A 17171-nucleotide genomic window follows, 5' to 3' on the forward strand; every position below is an offset into this window, starting at 1 on the left:
TAAGCAATAGACGAATGGGGAAAGTTCATGTATAATAATATCGTCCAAATAGACATTGATAAAGGGGTTGGGAAGAATCATGGACTCCGTTTCGGAATGGCTTGATGAATTTTGTGAGAAAAGCGATCTTTCTGCAGCTTTCCTGAAAAAAATCGTCGACACGGAAGAATCTGATGAAGGTATCCTTTCACTATTCGAATACATGGGCGAGATTTTTTCTCTGCATCGCATCATCGTCTTTGAATACAAAGGGGAACGCTACGCGCCTACCTACACATGGAGCGCCAAGGACACGACACCGTACAGGCAACCCGCGGATGATCTTGTCCGCGCCGCTGTCGCCTTGACGAGCGGCAGGCTGACGAACGGCAGGCACGTCCTCTTCAAGGACACGCAGGTTTTCGCCGAGAAGCACCCTCTCGCCAGTCGCTGCTTCGCTTCGCTCGGACTTTACACCCTCTCCGCTGTACCGCTTTTTCGTGACGATGCGCCGTCCGGATTCATCACCTGCGATGTGCCGGATTGGAACAACGCGCACGACATCACGGCAGCCTTGTATCTCGCCGGGCGCTTTGCCATGCGCATCTTGCGTATGCGCGACATCCTGCGCAGCACGGGCGGCACCGCATCAGAAATCGACGCGGACGCTGACAAGGGGCTGCTTTCCGTATTTTTGCGGGAGAATTTCTTTGACTTCCCGAACTTCCTCGATTCCATCGAGCTTGCAGATCAATACATCTACTTCGGCGACATGCAGACAAATCTCTTCTATATCAACGACCAGATGCGCGAAACCTTCGCCTTTAAGAGCAACATCGTCAAAAATTTCCTCGGCGAATGGGAAAGGTGCATACGCCGCCCCAACGATCTCGCAACCTATCGCGCGGACATCGCCGACATCATCGAGAACAAGCGTGATATCCACGATCTGCGCTATCGCGTGACCGATCATGCGGGAAATGAATTCTGGATTCGCTGCTGCGGCATCTTGAAGTGGGATCCGACACATGAAACGCCGCTGTTCTTCTCCGGAAGCATCGCGCGTCTGGCGATTGATTTCGTCGTCGACCCTATCACAGGCTTTGCTCGCGAAAAGGGCGCCGAACTCAAATTGCAGGAGCTGCAGAAGGATCATCCCGCCCTTTCCCTCATCGGTTTCCGCTTGAACAATTTCCGTGAAATCAACGAACTGCGCGGCAGAGGTCATTCCGACGCGCTCCTCAAGGACATCGCAGCCGGTCTTACCAATCGGTTCCGCGACAATTTGCTGATCTATCGCCTTGATGGTCTGCGCTTTCTTGCCATTCTTTCGCCGGGCACCCATGAAGATCCAAAAACGATCCTCGACTTCATCAGCTTGACCGTGCGAAACCTCTATGCCGTCTACGGGCTTGCCGTACAGACGCCCTCTTCGCTCGCCCTCATGGAGGACATACCAAGCGATACGGCGTCGGATGAGATCATCGCCAATATGCTGAGTCTCTTGGATCTCGCGAAGGAAGCGCAAGATGAACCTTATATCATCTTCTCCCCGCAGAATCTTGAAACGCGCAAAAATCTCAGCCGCTTTCTGCTCGCGATCAATGAAGATGTCGAGCGCGGCTGCGCCAACTTCCGCACGGTCATACAGCCGGCGGTCTCCGCCGATGGCTTCGGCATCGTCAGCGGTGAACTCCTGTGCCGTTGGTCGCATGATGGTACGAACATCTCGCCGGGCGTATTCATCCCCATCTTGGAGCGCAGTCAGCAGATCCGCGCTGTCGGCCGTTGGATCTTCGAGCAGGCAGTCATCCACGCCAAGCGCATACGCCGCATAAACCCGCGCTTTTCCCTGAGCTTCAACGTCAGCTATTATCAGGTACTCGACCCGGAATTTCTGCCCTTCATGCGCCAGACCCTTGCACGTCACGCGATGGACGGCAAAAATCTCGTCGCCGAACTCACGGAGACAAACTACAACGAAAGCCCCGCAACCTTGCAGAAGTTCATCGAGGCATGCCGCGATCTCGGCATCCGTCTCGCACTCGACGATTTCGGCACCGGCTACTCCTCGCTCGAACTTCTTCTGAAACATCCGTCCGACATCGTCAAGCTCGACCGCAGTCTCATGAAAGAGATGGCGTACTCAAAAAACAGCAGTGACTTCATCTCAAGCATCGTCTACTCGTGCCATAAATTCGGCAAAAAAGTCTGCGTCGAAGGCGTAGAGACGGAACAGGAACTTCAAACCGTCCTCGAAGCAGGCTGCGACTACATCCAAGGCTTCTACTTCTATCGGCCGCTTGAGATTCCGGATTTTTTCAATTTACTCGAACAGCCGTCGAAAAGCGATCGCTGACAGACAGTAAACAGGCAAAAAGAAACCGCACGGTCAATCGCGCCGTGCGGTTTCCTTTTGCCTGTTTACTGATGCAGAGCGTCGTATGCCCAATCGTCAACGCCGAGCATACGGATCGAGATGCGCTTGCCGGCGTTCGTCGGATGTAGCGACAGCGCGAAATATTTCTCCGTGCCGTGGTCGTTGATCTTGAAGATGCTGTCGAAGTGACCGCCGACACCGTAGAAGCTCAAAAACGTCATCGGATATGTGTTGAACGTGCCGTTTCTAAAGAACGCGACAAGGTTGTTGTCGGCGTCGTACCAGTGACCATCAAGATAGTCATAGGCGGCGTCAGGCACTTGGAACCATTCCTTATGGACGCTGACACCGTTCATTTGCACCGTCGGGCGGAAAAACGGGTTGTTTCTATCCGCTTTGTCTGCCGCTGCATTGGAGTATTCGACGGGGACGTTGCGGAAGCCATTCGGTTCTTCCACCTGCACGGCGGCGGCGAAGTTGCCGGGGCTGCCCGCCATCGTGATCATGTTCATGCGAAACGTATTGAGCTTGCCGTCACGCACGATGGCAAAGAGATTGCCGTTGTCGTCATACCAGTTGCCCTCAAGAAAATCCAACTCGGAATATGCCTGCGCCTGCGGCGCCGCCAAGAAGAGCGAACACGCAAAAAGCGCTGCAGCAAGGAATTTTTTCATGTTTTCTGCCTCCTAAATTCTACGTTCAGCACTGCTGTCAACATCTTTTTTATTCTTCATCAAGGTTTAAACTCCTGCTTCTTTGCCTAAACTACCCAAATTTTAAGGAAGCTCTGCCCTATCAGCAAAAGAAGCGATCGACGCGAATTACAGGCTGATAAGCGGAATTGTGCGCCTTGATCTCACGCGCGAGAAAGAAGCCGACATCAGCGTTCGTCATCTTGCAGTCATCAGCAACTTTGACATCGAAGATGATTTTCTTGCCGCCGCCCTTTGCCGTCGTCATGCGGAAATCATGGATGGATTCGCCCAGCTTGTTTTCGTGCATGATGGCTTCAATCTCCGCCCGCACGCGCTCGGTCTCCGGATCGTCCGTGACGACAGGATCCATGTGAACGGTCACGATGATCTGATATTTCCTGCGCAAAAGCTCCTCAATACCGTCGATGACCTCATGCGCTTCGAGGAAATCCATCGAGGCGGGAACTTCGGCGTGTACAGATGCGAATGTACGCCCCGGACCGTAGTCGTGGATGATGATATCGTGTACGCCCGTGATCGCGCGGTGCTTGAGAACCGTTTTTTCAATGCCCTTGACGAGCGCGGGATCGGGCGCCCGTCCCAAGAGCGGCTGCAAGGTGTCGCTCGCCGCTTCCCAACCGCTGTGCAGGATGAAGAGCGCGACGAGGATGCCCGCCCAGCCGTCGATGTCAATGCCCGTCGCATAGTGAAGCGCAAGGCTGGCGACAACGACGACGGTCGCGATACAGTCGTTCAGGCTGTCCGCCGCTGCCGCACGGATCGCCGCCGAGTCGATGCGTTCGCCGATCGTCTTGTTGAAGCGGCCGAGCCAGAGCTGCAAAGCGATGGATGCGGCAAGAATCACGAGCATGGAAACACTCACCTCGGGCGGCTCGGGCGCGAGAATCTTCTCGATGGACGCTTCGAGCAATTTGAACCCGATGAGAAGAATCAGCCCTGCGATGCAAAAGCCCGCAACATATTCTACCCTGCCATGCCCGAATGGATGCTCGGCATCAGCAGGTTTCGCCGCGAGCCGAAAGCCGAGGAGCGTCGCCACGGACGCCGCCGCATCCGCGAGGTTGTGCACAGCATCGGCGACGACGGACACGGCGCCGCTCATGACGCCGAGGAAGAGTTTGACGGCGCTGAGGATGAAATTGACCGTGATGCCTACGCGCCCGCTCAAATTACCGTAGGCGAAGCGCACCTCGGGCAGCGTCGTCTTATCGTAATCCTTGACAAAACGGCGGAAAAGACTTTCATACATGCGTCTTTATGCCTCCGCGAGAAACGCGGCGTACCCTTTCTTCACTTCATAGACATCGACCTTGCTCGTGACCTCCCACGGCGCGTGCATCGAGAGCACGGCGACGCCGCTGTCGATGACCTGCATTCCGTAGAGCGCCATGATGTAGGCGATCGTGCCTCCGCCGCCGAGATCGACCTTACCGAGTTCAGCGGACTGATAGCGCACATCATGTTTGTCAAGCATGGCGCGAAGCTCCCCCAAATATTCGGCGTTTGCGTCGTTCGAGCCGGATTTGCCGCGCGAACCCGTGAACTTGTTGAACACCATGCCGCGCCCGAGATAGGCGACGTTGCGCTTGTCGAAAGCCTCGGCGTAGAGCGCATCGTAGCCCGAGGAAACATCGGAAGAAAGCATCTTCGACGCTGCGAGTGCGCGGCGCACAGCCAGTTCCGAATATTGCCCGAGCGCGTTCATAAGTTCGGCGAGCATGTTCTCGAAGAAGTGCGAGCGCATTCCCGTCGCACCGACGCTGCCGATCTCCTCCTTGTCGACGAGCAGGCAGCACGCCGTGCGCTTTGAGGGATTCGTCTCAAGCATGGCAGCGAGCGACGTGTAGGAGCAAACGCGATCGTCCTGCCCATAGCCGAGGATCATGCTGCGGTCAAAGCCCATCTCACGAGCGGCGCCTGCAGGAACGAAAGAAAGCTCCGCCGACAGGAAATCATCGTCTTCGATGCCGTACTTCTCCTGCAGCAGATGAAGCACATTCTTCTTCACGGCATCCTTGTCCTCGCCTGCAAGCGGCAGCGTGCCAACGAGCACATCAAGCTTTTCGCCTTCGACGACTTTATCCGCCGTTTTTTTCAGCTGTTCCTGCGATAAGTGAACGAGGAGGTCGGTCACGCAAAAAGTCGGTTCGGAAGCCTCCTCACCGATGACGACGTCAAGCAGCGTGCCGTCCTTCTTAGCGACGACGCCATGCAGCGCCAAGGGTACCGTAACCCACTGGTACTTCTTGATACCGCCGTAATAATGCGTGTCAAGGTAAGAAAGCCCGCTGTCCTCGTAGAGCGGATTCTGCTTGACGTCGAGACGGCATGTATCGATGTGCGCGCCAAGGATCGCCAAGCCGTTTTCGACAGGATCCGTGCCGACGTGGAAGAGCGCGACAGCTTTCTTCATATAGGCGCAGTAGACCTTTGCTCCCGGTGCAAGTTTTTTTCCTGTGCGCACGACTTCTTCAAGATCTTCATAGCCTGCCGCCTCCGCCTGACAAATGATCTCGCGCACGCTCTCGCGCTCCGTCTTGCACTTTGTCAAGAACTCGATGTATCCTTTGGAAAGATTCTCCAATTCCTGCTTTTGCTCCTCGGAATACGAACTCCAAGGCAGCTCCTTCTTCTTGTCCTTTGTTTCTGCCATAATATCACCTGTTTCCTTGCCAAGCGGCGTATACCGCCTTACACTAAATCCTCCAAAATTACGGCGAAATCCTCTCTCGTTTCCGCGCGATTGAACATCTCACGCAGCCGCGCACCGTTCTTCATGCCGCGTGTGTACCATGTCGCATGTTTTCGCATCTCGCGCGGACCGACATAATCCCCCTTCGTTTCGAGCAGCATGTCAAGATGACGAAGGATGAGTGTGCGCCGCTCTGCAATCGTCGGCGGCGCGACGACCTCGCCCGTGCGCAAAAAACTCGCCATCTCACGAAAAAGCCACGGATTGCCCTGTGCAGCTCTGCCTACCATCACACCGTCTGCATCCGTCGCCTCAAAGATTCGTACGAGATCGACGACGCTTCTGACATCGCCGTTCGCGATGACGGGTATGGCGACGCGCTCCTTCACGGCGCGAATAATCGCCCAATCCGCCTGCCCGCTGTAGAACTGCTCGCGCGTCCTGCCATGTACGGCGATGGCGTCGACGCCTGCCGCCTCAGCTCGCTCGGCAATATCCACGGCGTTGACATTCGCTGCATCCCAGCCTTTTCTTATCTTCACAGTCACGGGCAGCTTGACGGATCGCCTGAGCGCACGCAAGATGCGCTCGGCGCGTTCAGGATCAAGGAGAAGCGCCGAACCTTCGCCATTCTTGACAATCTTCGGCGCAGGACAGCCCATGTTGAAGTCGATGACATCGGCGACGCCAAGACTTTCGACGTAAGAAGCAGCACGCGCCACGGCTTCCGGCTCATTGCCGAAGAGCTGCATCGCCAGCGGGCGCTCACACGGATCCGTCCGCAGCATCTTGAGCGTGCGTTCGTTGCGGTAGTTGATGCCGTTCGTGCTGACCATCTCGGTGTAAACGAGCGGACAGCCAAGCTCGTGTACGAGGATGCGGTACGCCATATCCGTCACACCCGCCATCGGCGCAAGAAAGACAGGCACGGGAAAATCGAGCTTTCCGAGCCTCATTCCGAATTCCTCTCGTAGAGTACGCGAAGCCCCGTGAGCGTCAGGAAATGGTCGATCTTGTCGATCATCTTCGATTCGCGCGAAATCATGCGCGCATAGCCGCCCGTCGCGATGACCTTGATCTCATCATAGCCCATCTCTTTCTTCATGCGGCGCACGATCTCGTCAATCTGCCCGACGTATCCATAGATGATCCCCGCCTGCATACCACTGACCGTGTTGCGGCTGATGATGCGTTTCGGCGTCACAAGTTCGATGCGCGGCAGCTTGGCAGCGCGCTGAAAGAGTGCATCGGCAGAGCTCGACAGCCCCGGCGCGATGACGCCGCCGAGGAAATCGCCGTTCGGTGCAACAACGTCAAACGTCGTCGCCGTACCGATGTCAATGACGATCAAAGGACCGCCGTACTGCTCGAACGCCCCCGCGACATTGACGATGCGGTCGGCGCCGATCTCGCGCGGATTCTCATAGGAAATACGAAACCCCGTCTTGATGCCCGGCCCTACGATAAGCGGACGGATATGGAAATAACGCTCGCACATCTTGATCATCGGCACCATCAGAGGCGGCACGACGGACGATATGATGATCGCTTTCACCTGCTCCATGCGAATGTTATGATAGGCGAAAAGGCTGTTGATGAGCATACCATATTCATCGCCCGTTTTCTGCCGGTCTGTCGAAATACGCCAATGGCGTAGGAGTTTTTTCCCTTCATAGGTGCCCATCACGATATTGCTGTTTCCTATGTCAAAAACAAGTAACATTCTCCATCCTCCCAGACTGCGCTGCCCGCAGGCAGGCTAGAAAAGGCACATTCCTCATGGCTTATGCATTCTTCGGACGAATCGACACATCGCCCGCAAGCACGCGGCGCATACCGTCCTCCGTCTCGACGAGCAGAGCGCCCTCCTCGTCGATGTCGACCGCTCTGCCGTCGAAGCTCTCCTTGCCCGTGGCGCTGATGACGCGAACTTCCTGCCCAAGCGTCACGGCACACGCACGCCAACGCGCGATAATGGGCGAAAACCCTTCCTCATCAAGCTGGATGCAAAGTGCATCCAGCGACTCAAGAACGGCTTGGAAAAACGCGACGCGCGGCAGGTTCTCTCCCTTCATGACGGCGAGCGACGTCGCCTTGTCGCGCAGCTCCTCGGGGAACTCTTCCTCTTTGATATTGACGTTGATGCCCGTGCCGATGACGATATAGTTGATGCGATCAATCTCAGCGCTCATCTCCGTCAAAATGCCCGTGAGTTTCTTCCCCTCGTGGAGGATGTCATTCGGCCACTTGATTGCTGCTTGAAGTCCAAAACGCTTCATCGCCATCGCCACGGCGACGGCGGCTAAGAGCGTACACTTCGGCGCTTCCTGCGGCAAAATATGGGGACGCAGAATCACGGAGAACCATATTCCCTTGCCTTTCGGTGAAAAATACGACCGATTCAAGCGCCCGCGCCCCTTGCCCTGCGCTTCCGCTACGACGACAGTGCCCGAGGCGGCGCCCTGCGCGGCGAGCTGCTTCGCCACCTGATTCGTCGAATCGATCGCATCGAAAAAGACGATATTCCTGCCGACAAAGCGCGTCTGGAGACCGTTCTTGATCTCCTCAGCCAAGAGGCGATCGGGTGCATCCTCCAAGCTGTAGCCGCTTCGCGATTGGCTCTTGATCGCATAGCCCGCCTCGCGAAGCTCCTTGATATGTTTCCAGACAGCCGTGCGCGAAACGCCGAGCCTCTTGGCGATTTCCTCGCCCGAAAGGTACTCTTCTCCAGCTCTGCGCAGAAGCTCCAAAATTCTTGACCGCAAACTCATCCCCCCCGACGAAAAGGGCTGTTTCAGAGAAACAGCCCTTTCCTTCAAAGTGCGGGCGCCTTCCCGACTTTCCTTATCCGTCATGCCGCGTCACATTGAGCTTGGGCGCGACATCCTTGACTTCCACGTCTTCCTCCGCCGCTTCTTCCACGGGCTTGGTGATTTCAACGCCCCCAGGTCGGTGCAGCGGTTCAAGGATCACGCCGTCGTGATCGTCCGGCGCATCCGCATGATCCTCGGCTTTCTTTTCCTTCTCCGTGATCTTGCCCGTTTCGACGAGTTCTTCAAGCTCCGATGCTTCGAGCGTTTCGCGCTCGATCAATGCCTGTGCGATGAGGTCAAGTTTGTCACGGTTGTCAATGATGATCTTGCGGCACGCCTCGTACGCCTCGTCGATGTAACGGCGAACTTCCTTGTCGATCTCGCTCGCGACCTCTTCCGAGTAGTTTCTCTGATGATTGAGATCGCGTCCCAAGAACACCTGATGCTCGGCGCTCTCGCCATAGGAAATCGGCCCCAAGACGTCGCTCATGCCGTACTGCGTAATCATGCTGCGCACGATGCGCGAGGCATGCTGGATGTCCTGCGAAGCGCCCGTCGAGATCTCCTTCAAGACGACCTCTTCGGCGACGCGGCCGCCCATCGCGACCTTGAGCTTATCCATGAGTTCCGAGCGCGTCGCGTAGGAGCGATCTTCCTTGGGCAGCATCAGCGTGTAGCCGCCCGCCCTGCCGCGCGGAATGATCGTGACCTTGTGTACGGGATCGGCGTTCGGCAAGAGCATACCGACGAGCGTATGACCGCCCTCATGATACGCTGTCAGCTCCTTTTCCTTGTCCGTCATGACCTTCGAGCGGCGCTCGGGACCTGCCATGACGCGCTCGATGGACTCTTCCAGCTCATTCATGCCGATGCGCTTCTTATCGCGCCGCGCCGTCAGAAGAGCCGCCTCATTCACAAGGTTCGACAAATCCGCGCCCGTAAAGCCCGGCGTGCGCCGCGCGAGAATATCGAGATCGACGTCACCCGTCAAAGGTTTGCCTTTCGAATGCACCTTCAGGATCGCGAGCCTGCCGCGCACATCGGGCTTATCGACGACGATCTGCCGGTCGAAGCGGCCGGGGCGCAGAAGCGCAGGATCGAGAATGTCGGGGCGGTTCGTCGCCGCCATGATGATGATGCCCTCGTTCGCCGCAAAGCCGTCCATCTCGACAAGCAGCTGGTTGAGCGTCTGCTCGCGCTCGTCGTGACCGCCGCCGACGCCTGCGCCGCGCTGGCGGCCCACGGCGTCGATCTCGTCGATAAATACGATACACGGCGCATTCTTCTTCGCTTGATCGAAGAGATCCCGCACACGCGAAGCGCCGACGCCGACGAACATCTCAACGAAGTCGGAACCGCTGATCGTGAAGAACGGCACGCCCGCCTCACCGGCAACGGCACGCGCAAGAAGCGTCTTTCCTGTACCCGGCGGTCCGTAGAGCAGCACCCCCTTCGGAATGCGCGCGCCCAGATCGTTGAACTTCTTCGGATGCTTGAGGAATTCGACGACCTCTTCAAGCTCCTGCTTCGCCTCATCAGCGCCCGCCACATCCTCGAATGTGACCTTCATCTTATCGCTCGCCGTCATGCGCGCACGGCTCTTGCCGAACGACATCACGCGTCCGCCTCCACCCTGCGTCTGCTGCATGATGAAGAACCAGACGCCGATGAGGAGCAGGATCGGCAAAATCGACGAAAACATCGTCGACCACCACGGCGCTTCCGCCGGCCGCTCCGCCTTGATCTCAACATTCTTCTCCTGCAGCGTCTTAAGGAAGTTTGTATCCTGATTCGGCGCATCGGGTGTGATCGTCAAAAACTCCGTACCGTCTGCGAGTGTTCCCTTGACGATATTGTGCTCAAGCGTGACCTTCGCGACCTCACCCTTTTGTACCTGCTGCAGAAAATCCGAGTAGTTGACCTCGTTCGTCACGACCTCGCGCGTCTGAAAATAATCAATCGCGGAGATGGCGATCAAGATGATCAGCAGATAGAACACCACACTGCGAAAAAGTTTATTCAATCGGTCATCCTCCTGTTCCAAAATAATGCTTTAAGGAAACGCTGATAAAATGAAGTCGCCCAGATTTGCACAGATGCGCTGTTCCTATCTAGGAGACAAACCGCAGGCGTAGCGGTGCTACGTCGAGGATTTGTTGACGACGAGAGGACAGTGCAGATGTGTGAAGATGGGGGACTGAATCTATCAGTGTTTGCTTAAGGAAACGCCGAAAAGTCACGGCATTTCGCCAAAGTCCCCATATCATGTTTCAGCAAAAGGCAATGGAAGCACCTTTTGGCGCATAAAACAAAAAACCTCTACAGCGTTTCATTATAGCATTAAAACAGGTGTTATACAAACCCTTTCGCACGATATTCGAGATATTTCACGGAAGATGCGAGAGCATCATTTTCTGTATATATCGGGCTTCAAGACGCCGAGATACGGCAGATTCCTATATTTCTGATCGTAGTCAAGCCCATAGCCGACGAGGAAAGCGTCGGGCACTTCCGCGCCGCAGTAGTCGACCTTCACATCCACCTTACGGCGCGACGGCTTGCTCAGAAGCGAGCAAAGTTTGACGCTCTTCGCCTTTCGGTGGCGGAAATTGTCCATCAAATAGTGCATGGAAAGCCCCGAATCCACAATGTCCTCGATGAGCAGAATATTGCGCCCCGCAACGCTCTTGGCAAGGTCAAGGAGGATCTGCACCTCTCCCGTCGAACTCGTACCGCCGCCATAGCTCGAAAGCTGCATAAAATCGAGCGTCACAGGCAAATCTATCGTGCGCACGAGATCGGCATAAAAGATCACTGCGCCCTTCAAAATGCCGACGGCGTAAATCTCCTCGCCTGCATAGTCGCGTGTAATCTCGCGCCCGAGCCGCGCTACCATCGCAGCAAGCGCAGCTTCATCAAAAAGAATCTTCTCCAAATCGTTGTGCATGATCGTATGCTCCCTTCTCAAAAACAGCGACGAGCCGCACCATCGGCTCTCCATCCTCCGCCATCGCGGGCGAAAAGCGCCGTATGCCGACCGCCCAGACAATTCCCTCCGCACAGACGACAAGCGGCACGCGATCACGCGCGGTGCGCGGTATATGCTCGTCGATAAAAAACGCTTTGAGCTTTTTCGTGCCCTGCGCAAACTGCACACGGTCACCCGTACGGCGCGTGCGCACATGGGCGCCCGCCAGAGCACGCGCCGCACAATAAATCTCCGTGCGCCCGTCTGTCGTCGTGCGTTCCTTCACGAAATCTGCGACAAGCGTGACGCCGAGCGAAGGCAGGCGCGTCACCCCCGGCGTCTGCAGCGGCACGACGAGCGTCGCGTCGTTCGACGCATTTCGTGCCTTCTCGCCCGCACCGTCTCCCCCACGAACGGATCGCACAGAACCAGAAGTGAACACCCCCTGATCCCAGTCGAGGAAAAAGCGCACGTTGCCGGGCAGATCCCAAAAGAGTCCGCCGCGCCTCCCCAGCATCATGCAGCGCACTTGCTCGACCTGCCGATAGCCCCAATCGTGCGTCTCATCAACAAAAGCACACATGGCAAGACGCACAATGCGACGCTGCAAGGCAAGCGGTTCATCGCGAAACACCGCCCGTGAAAGCGCAAGGCTCTTTCCCTCCGTCATCTTTCCCGCCGCTTCCCCGCGCCGCACCACACGCGCGAAGGCCTCACGCGCCAGCGCATCGAGCAGCGCCTCGTCCGCCTGCACCGCATCGGCAAGACGCACGAGCGCCGCGCTCACCGAAGCATTGATGTGCGAGGCAAGGCGCGGCATGATCTCCAATCGCAAATAATTGCGCCGCGCATCCGCCACATCGTTCGTCGCATCATGGCGCGCCTCGATGCCGCGCTCCCTGCAATAAGCCGTAAGCTCCGCTTTCGTACAGCACAGAAGCGGGCGGATGACATCTCCTGCACGCGGCAGCATACCGGAAAGACCGTGCAGACCTGAGCCGCGCAAAATATGCATCAGCACCGTCTCCGCCTGATCATCCGCATGATGCGCAACGGCGATCGACCGTGCGCCGACCTGCTCCTTGACACGGCGCAAAAACGCATAGCGCAGACCGCGTGCCGCCGTCTCCAGCGAAAGCCTGTGTTCACGCGCATACTGCGGCACATCTGCCGCCTCAACCGTACAAGGGACGCCGCGCATACGGCAAAAGTGCGCGACACAGTGCGCATCCTCACGCGACGCCGCACCACGAATCCCATGCTCGAAGTGCGCCGCATACACCAAAAGCCCCTGCGCCTCACGCAAGCGCAGCAGCAAATCGAGCAGCGCCAGCGAATCCACGCCGCCCGAAACAGCGACAACAACGGAAGAGCCATGCGCCAGAAGCCCATGCTCCTCGCAAAAAGCCAAGACCTTTTTTTGCATAACTCCCCGCATCACATATACATCCTCCGGCACACAAAAGTCATCGCGCTCGCCAGACCATAAACAGGAAAAGCACTCCCGGAAAGAGTGCTTTTCTTATGCGGTTAATCCCTGCGCGAACCTCGTCCGCCGCGCTTGGAATCCGTCTTGCGGCGCAAATCCGTCAGCCTTTCATCGCTGTCCTTGAGGAACCGCGACAATTTGTCTTCAAAGGAGGCGCTGCCAGGACTGAACCGCCCCTGCCGCTTAAAGTCCCCACCCGCATTGCGGCGCGGCGGCATCGGACGGCGCGGAACTTCCCCGACCTTCTTTTCCACCGGCTTCTTTTCCTGCAGTTGTTTGATGGAAAGCCCGATCTTACCGCGATCATCGACCGTCAAGACCTTGACCTTCACCTTGTCCTTCTCCTTGAGGAAATCATGCACGTCCCTCACATACTCATCAGCGACCTCAGAGATATGGACAAGACCGACCTTCCCCTCAGGCAGTTCGACGAACGCCCCGAAATTCGTGATGCCCGTCACCACACCCTCAACAATACTGCCTACTTCAATGGACAAATTATTTCCTCCTTAGTTATACTGTGGAAACACCGACGCCGTCGGCTCCCACCTCTCAGCGCCTTCTCTCGCGCCAAGCGTGCTTCCTTATTATACTCTTGCGCCTTTTGCGCTGTCAAGAAAATCCCAGCACGAAAGGCAAAAAAGGAAGATTTCATTCTACAATTAACCGTCTCATCCTGCAAAGAAAAGCGCCATCCACTGCAAAATGTATGCGGTAAATGGCACTTGATCGTCGATGTGGCTATTCTCTTTTCCTTACCGTACACCGTTATCGGAAAAAATGGCGGCTAGCTCGGGATTCTCCTTTAGATATTGCTCCGAGATGCGATCCCAATCGTAGCCTGTAACGCTCGGAATCAGTCGTTTTTTCTCTTCCGCTTGCTCCCGTTCTGAGAGTTTGCCGTCTTCTCCCTCGCCCTTGTCGTCTGCGATACGATGAAGGGTTCGCAGGCTCTTCTTATATGCTTTCATGCCATCATCAAGGGCAGTCTTCTTCTCGGCAATGAGCTGCGAAAGGTCTGTAGGATTCTCCGCTTTCTTATCCTTTTTGCCTCCCGTATGATCTTCTCCAAGCATGGCAGAGAGAAGCTCTTCCATATTTTTCGCCTTGCGGCTCATCTCTTGGAAGAATCCGTATGCCGCTGTCTTTTCATTGAAATATCTGCCCGCCTTTTTTGGCATGGTACTCAGCGTATCTGGTTTCATGCCGAGATAGTCACGGTATTCTTTTATAAGCCCAGCGCTTTCTTCGTGTGTAAGAAAATCATTATCCTTGCCGCTCATTGTATTTCCTATAAGGGAGCGAAGCTTGTTCACCAGTGGATTTTCGCATTTGGGATCAAGCGCTCCCAAGCGATCAAGAATACTGTTCAAATACGGATCGCCCAGCAAGGTATGCCCCAAAGCCTTTTGATGATGCCCATAAGCATTGAGCTGTCGGATCACCTCCACACGAATGCTGCCGACTGCCAAATCAGGATTTTTACTGCCAAGCTGCAAAATACCTCGGATGCCATTTTCTAAATCGCGCATCGTTCTTGATAAAGAAGCGCGTTCATAATCCGAATAAAAATCATGATACCTACTATCTTCGAGCGGCTCAACCGAAGCCATCTCCCACGTTTCCACCCGTTGAGCAGGCGCTTGATTTGCCGCTGCAAGCGTTCTCCCCTCGTCGCTGATGGAAACCTCATGCGCGAGCGACTGGAAGGCCAGCGATTCTCGTTTTATCGAATCTCTGCCCTGTAAGGATGCCGCCACGGATTTTCTGTCCCCTGCGCGGCTCATAGCCAATGTATTTTGTGCAGCCATATGCTTCCCCACGATCGCACTATTATCGTTCGCATGAATTTTCATCTTCATTCGCCTCCCTGCACATCGATCTTCTTCGTTATATTTATCGTTTCCTCGCAGAAAATCTTAAATCATGGCACCCATCAAACGAGTGGTTTGTTCGCCCCTATAAGGGGCAGTAACTAGGGGCTGTTGACAAAATGCTCTCGCATTTTGTCAACAGCCCCTTTAGTGTACCGCATGAGTCGAGAAGACTCATGCGGCAGCATCTTTTCATTTCTTCGCGATATACGGCAGCTCGCCTTCATGCGTCATGCCGAGTTCTTCTCTCGCTGTTTTTTCAATATAGACGGGATCATCAAGATTTTCCTTGAGTTCCTTCAATGCGGCATTTTCACGCTGCGCCGTTTCCAAGCGCTGCTGCGCTGCGATGTAGTCGCGGTCGAGTTCGTTCAGGTGGATTTGCTGATCGATCATCGTGTAGGCAAAATAACCAAGAACACAAAGGACGACGACAACGAACCAATCGAGTCGGTGCCCCTTGCCCCTGCGCTTGTTTTCCGCTGCCATCTTGATCACGACCTTCTGCAAACCATTCGCTGCACACCTTCACCGCATGTGCAGCATTTGAAGAACCACTATTTCTCCGACCACTGGAAGTATTCCGTCGTCGCTATGCGTCGGAATATGGAATCACAGCTCGCACATCGGAAATGCGACGAGACGTTTTCCATATCGGCCTTGCCGTCCACGAGCTTGACGGGCGTCCACTCGACGAGGTCAAGCTGCCCGCCGCAGCGCGGACACGGCGCATGTCCATTGGCGTCGGCGCGCAAAATCGTCGGCGCAAGGTCGCCGACCGCCTTGAGCTTTGGCATGTCGAATGCATCATAATAGCCCGAGTTCAAAAGCTCACGGTAAAAAACATTGCAGCTGTCACACTCGTAGCGCGGTTTCACGCTGTCAAGATCTGCCTTGCCGCCGCGGATTCTGACCGTACCGCCCTCAACCGTACGAAGCGGTCTGCCGCACTGCGGACAGAGAAATGCGCCGTTCGCATCCTTTTCCAATTTCGATACCGCCACAAAAACCATCTCCGCAAAAAACTAGAAAACTCATATCAATCAGCCCTTGCGGCTGCCGTCTGCAAAAAAAGTGCGATCTCTTTCGCTGCATCCGGACGGCTTGCCCGACACGCCGCCTCGCGCATGGCGCGAAGGCGCGACTCATCACCCAACAGTCCTGTGACGAGCGCCGCAAGATTCTCACCCTTACCGAGCCAAACCGCCGTGCCGCGCTCGCTGGCGATCATCGCATTTTCAAGCTCCGGTCCCGGAATCGGCTCGTGCAGGATCAACGGCACTCCCATCGCCCACGCCTCGCTGATCGTCAAGGCGCCGGGCTTCGATATGAGAAGCGCGGCGACCGCCATGAGCTCGGGCACCGCATCGGTGTAGCCCCATGCGCGAATTACATGATGCGACCGTGCGGCATAGGTTTTGACCCAAGCGAGCAGGCGTTCATTTTTCCCGGCGACAACAAGAATCTGAAGCTCTTCCGCGACATCCTCCAACTTTTCCAGAGAATGCGCCACATCGCCTAGACCCAGCCCACCGCCCATGACGAGGATGGTCGGCAGCACATCGCTGAGACAAAATTTCTTACGGATTGCCGCACGATCAAAAACCGCAGATGCGAGCGGCAATATCGGGATGCCTGTCGAATGAACCGCCGCCGCCGCACAGCCCTCCTTCAACAGGCTGCGGCGCATCCTTTCCGTCGCGACAAAAAAGGCGTCGACGCCGGGATAGAACCACATGCGATGCACGCTGTAATCCGTGAGCACAGTAGCGAAAAAAAACTGCTCCTCACCGCTCTCCTTGAGGCACGAAGCCGCCCCCTCGGGAAACGGGTGCGTACAAATCACGACATCCGCCGCATAGCGGCGCACGAGAGCGCGCATATTGCGCTTCGTCAAGGCGGCGATGAGCTTCTGCACCGGCGACGCACCCTGCCGATATCCCGTAAAACGGTAGAGAAGCTGGTAAAGGTTCGGCACGAAGTGCAGCATCTTCAAATAGACCGCCTTCATAAACCATGTGACCCATGCCGTATCGCGCCGCGTAAAATCGACGACTGTCACACGCGCCTGCGGCTCCTCGTTCAAAAGCGCCGCCGCCAGCGCCTGCGCCGCCTTCATGTGACCCGAGCCGATCGATGCGGTTACAATAAGATAGCTGCGAGACGACATGAACGCCCTTTCCTCACCCTCGAAAATGAAATAGTCAAACAACTTCTCCTTGCCATGATTTCTATTTTAGCACAAGAAAAGCACGGTTAC

Annotated in this window: 15 protein-coding genes; 1 reads left to right on the top strand and 14 read right to left on the bottom strand. The window is 55.9% G+C overall.

The genetic code is table 11. The features are described from left to right. The first annotated feature begins 202 nt into the window (after window positions 1–202). On the top strand, window positions 203–2338 hold the full coding sequence (locus ACO5Z0_RS08590; RefSeq protein WP_485649953.1) for an EAL domain-containing protein: 2136 nt from the start codon (window positions 203–205) through the stop codon (window positions 2336–2338). Window positions 2339–2403: 65 nt separating this feature from the next. Here the strand turns inward: ACO5Z0_RS08590 and ACO5Z0_RS08595 are convergent, their stop codons facing one another. From ACO5Z0_RS08595 to ACO5Z0_RS08660, 14 genes are all read right to left on the bottom strand, one after another. Next, window positions 2404–3033 carry a hypothetical protein gene (locus ACO5Z0_RS08595; protein ID WP_442672348.1) on the bottom strand — a complete coding sequence of 210 codons (630 nt, stop codon included), beginning with the start codon at window positions 3031–3033 and terminating at the stop codon, window positions 2404–2406. A 121-nt stretch (window positions 3034–3154) separates the two neighbouring features. After that, on the bottom strand, window positions 3155–4324 hold the full coding sequence (locus ACO5Z0_RS08600) for a cation diffusion facilitator family transporter (RefSeq protein ID WP_485649954.1): 1170 nt from the start codon (window positions 4322–4324) through the stop codon (window positions 3155–3157). Between the two features lie 6 nt (window positions 4325–4330). Next, window positions 4331–5728, bottom strand: coding sequence for an aminopeptidase (locus tag ACO5Z0_RS08605; protein WP_485649955.1), 1398 nt, complete (start codon window positions 5726–5728; stop codon window positions 4331–4333). Between the two features lie 38 nt (window positions 5729–5766). Continuing rightward, window positions 5767–6723 (bottom strand): tRNA dihydrouridine synthase DusB, encoded by a 957-nt coding sequence (dusB, locus tag ACO5Z0_RS08610; RefSeq protein ID WP_485649956.1) that lies wholly within the window; start codon window positions 6721–6723, stop codon window positions 5767–5769. Beyond that, window positions 6720–7490: a type III pantothenate kinase gene (locus ACO5Z0_RS08615; protein WP_442676801.1), complete on the bottom strand. Its 771-nt coding sequence runs from the start codon at window positions 7488–7490 to the stop codon at window positions 6720–6722. The genes dusB and ACO5Z0_RS08615 overlap by 4 nt, the downstream gene beginning before the upstream one ends. A gap of 61 nt (window positions 7491–7551) precedes the next feature. After that, entirely contained in the window at window positions 7552–8532 is a 981-nt protein-coding gene (locus ACO5Z0_RS08620; protein ID WP_485649957.1) for a biotin--[acetyl-CoA-carboxylase] ligase, read from the bottom strand. A gap of 79 nt (window positions 8533–8611) precedes the next feature. Beyond that, window positions 8612–10603: an ATP-dependent zinc metalloprotease FtsH gene (ftsH, locus tag ACO5Z0_RS08625; protein WP_442672342.1), complete on the bottom strand. Its 1992-nt coding sequence runs from the start codon at window positions 10601–10603 to the stop codon at window positions 8612–8614. A gap of 384 nt (window positions 10604–10987) precedes the next feature. Continuing rightward, window positions 10988–11527, bottom strand: a complete 540-nt coding sequence (gene hpt, locus ACO5Z0_RS08630) for a hypoxanthine phosphoribosyltransferase (protein ID WP_485649958.1) — start codon at window positions 11525–11527, stop codon at window positions 10988–10990. Further along, window positions 11496–12986 (bottom strand): tRNA lysidine(34) synthetase TilS, encoded by a 1491-nt coding sequence (tilS, locus tag ACO5Z0_RS08635; protein ID WP_485649959.1) that lies wholly within the window; start codon window positions 12984–12986, stop codon window positions 11496–11498. The genes hpt and tilS overlap by 32 nt, the downstream gene beginning before the upstream one ends. A 92-nt stretch (window positions 12987–13078) precedes the next feature. Next, window positions 13079–13534, bottom strand: a complete 456-nt coding sequence (locus ACO5Z0_RS08640) for a S1 domain-containing RNA-binding protein (RefSeq protein ID WP_442672339.1) — start codon at window positions 13532–13534, stop codon at window positions 13079–13081. A gap of 258 nt (window positions 13535–13792) precedes the next feature. Then, complete coding sequence (locus ACO5Z0_RS08645; protein ID WP_485649960.1) at window positions 13793–14899, bottom strand: hypothetical protein; 1107 nt, start codon at window positions 14897–14899, stop codon at window positions 13793–13795. A 204-nt stretch (window positions 14900–15103) separates the two neighbouring features. Further along, a complete protein-coding gene (locus ACO5Z0_RS08650; RefSeq protein WP_442672338.1) occupies window positions 15104–15421 on the bottom strand; it encodes an FtsB family cell division protein in 318 nt (105 codons plus the stop codon). A gap of 47 nt (window positions 15422–15468) precedes the next feature. Then, the gene (locus tag ACO5Z0_RS08655) at window positions 15469–15924 is read right to left on the bottom strand and encodes a hypothetical protein (RefSeq protein WP_485649961.1); all 456 of its coding nucleotides are present in this window, start codon (window positions 15922–15924) and stop codon (window positions 15469–15471) included. A 26-nt stretch (window positions 15925–15950) separates the two neighbouring features. Further along, window positions 15951–17123, bottom strand: a complete 1173-nt coding sequence (locus ACO5Z0_RS08660; RefSeq protein WP_485649962.1) for an MGDG synthase family glycosyltransferase — start codon at window positions 17121–17123, stop codon at window positions 15951–15953. Between the last annotated feature and the right edge of the window lie 48 nt (window positions 17124–17171).

The sequence above is a fragment of the Selenomonas sp. genome (assembly GCF_057272215.1).

Coding starts and splice junctions, on each gene's coding strand:
- ACO5Z0_RS08590 (WP_485649953.1), top strand. CDS start 203: ATGGGCGAGATTTTTTCTCTGCATCGCATCATCGTCTTTGAATACAAA.
- ACO5Z0_RS08595 (WP_442672348.1), bottom strand. CDS start 3,033: ATGAAAAAATTCCTTGCTGCAGCGCTTTTTGCGTGTTCGCTCTTCTTG.
- ACO5Z0_RS08600 (WP_485649954.1), bottom strand. CDS start 4,324: ATGTATGAAAGTCTTTTCCGCCGTTTTGTCAAGGATTACGATAAGACG.
- ACO5Z0_RS08605 (WP_485649955.1), bottom strand. CDS start 5,728: ATGGCAGAAACAAAGGACAAGAAGAAGGAGCTGCCTTGGAGTTCGTAT.
- dusB (WP_485649956.1), bottom strand. CDS start 6,723: ATGAGGCTCGGAAAGCTCGATTTTCCCGTGCCTGTCTTTCTTGCGCCG.
- ACO5Z0_RS08615 (WP_442676801.1), bottom strand. CDS start 7,490: ATGTTACTTGTTTTTGACATAGGAAACAGCAATATCGTGATGGGCACC.
- hpt (WP_485649958.1), bottom strand. CDS start 11,527: ATGCACAACGATTTGGAGAAGATTCTTTTTGATGAAGCTGCGCTTGCT.
- tilS (WP_485649959.1), bottom strand. CDS start 12,986: ATGCGGGGAGTTATGCAAAAAAAGGTCTTGGCTTTTTGCGAGGAGCAT.
- ACO5Z0_RS08645 (WP_485649960.1), bottom strand. CDS start 14,899: ATGAAGATGAAAATTCATGCGAACGATAATAGTGCGATCGTGGGGAAG.
- ACO5Z0_RS08655 (WP_485649961.1), bottom strand. CDS start 15,924: ATGGTTTTTGTGGCGGTATCGAAATTGGAAAAGGATGCGAACGGCGCA.